Raw genomic sequence first — 907 nt, 5'->3', positions numbered from 1 at the left:
CTTCATCTTTCGTTTGTGAGCACTTGATACAAACTTGTGGCGATCCCCGAAGGGTTCGACTCGCTCATTCCAAGCGCCCACACTTATCGGCTGTTAATTGTTAAAGAGCAGTGACAGTTGCCTGTCGTTCTACTGACTAACCCGGCTGGCTCGTCGCGCTTGGCGCTTCGTGCCTTGCTGTGTTAGCAGCAGAGAAGCGAGATTATGAAGCAGATCAGGCAGTGTGTCAAGCGTTTTTTTGAAGAAGTTAGAAAGTTTTAAAACCGTCCAACTCGTCCCGCTTAAACCAGAACTTTCGTTCCGAACTACCTGGCGAACAATCAACCGTAAGGCCAACCATTCAACTTCACAAACAAGGGTAAATTTTCAGCGCTGTTTACAACCAGCTAAAAACTTAACGTTGCGTTCTCTGGAGCAGAACCTAGAACTTTAACACAGAATTTTCTGATTTGTCAAGCTCCGGGTTTTACACCGTGTCAGTTACCTGACTCAGTCAGGCAAGTTTCGGTGCGGGCCTCTTGGCCAAGGCGGTGAATCTTGTCTAACTGCTCTCTGCGGCGCTTTGAGGAAAAACCCTGTGTGTGCTGCAGCGAGAAAAGAACTATAGCACGATGAAATTTGGCTTTGCAAGCTTTCTTTGCCATTTTTCTGGATATTTGAGGAGACAAAACTCCACAAAACGAGGTAGCTAATTGATAACTATGAAGAATCACCCTAAAAATAATTTTTAGATTAACTTCCGGTTTTTCCCCTGGTAGCGCGCCAGCCCATCCCTAGACTCAGATCATGGCCTAAGCAGCTATTTCTGTCGTGAAGAATCGCCGGATATTCTTCTGCCTCTCACCACTCTCTCCTCTATATAGAGGGAAAGTACATACCCTCCCCACGATCGTCACCAGTCCTAGTG

The sequence above is a fragment of the Alcaligenes sp. CHO6 genome, from assembly GCF_037120595.1.
GTDB classification, from domain to species: Bacteria; Pseudomonadota; Gammaproteobacteria; order Burkholderiales; family Burkholderiaceae_B; genus Alcaligenes; species Alcaligenes ammonioxydans.
Note: the sequence above shows the minus strand (reverse complement) of the source record.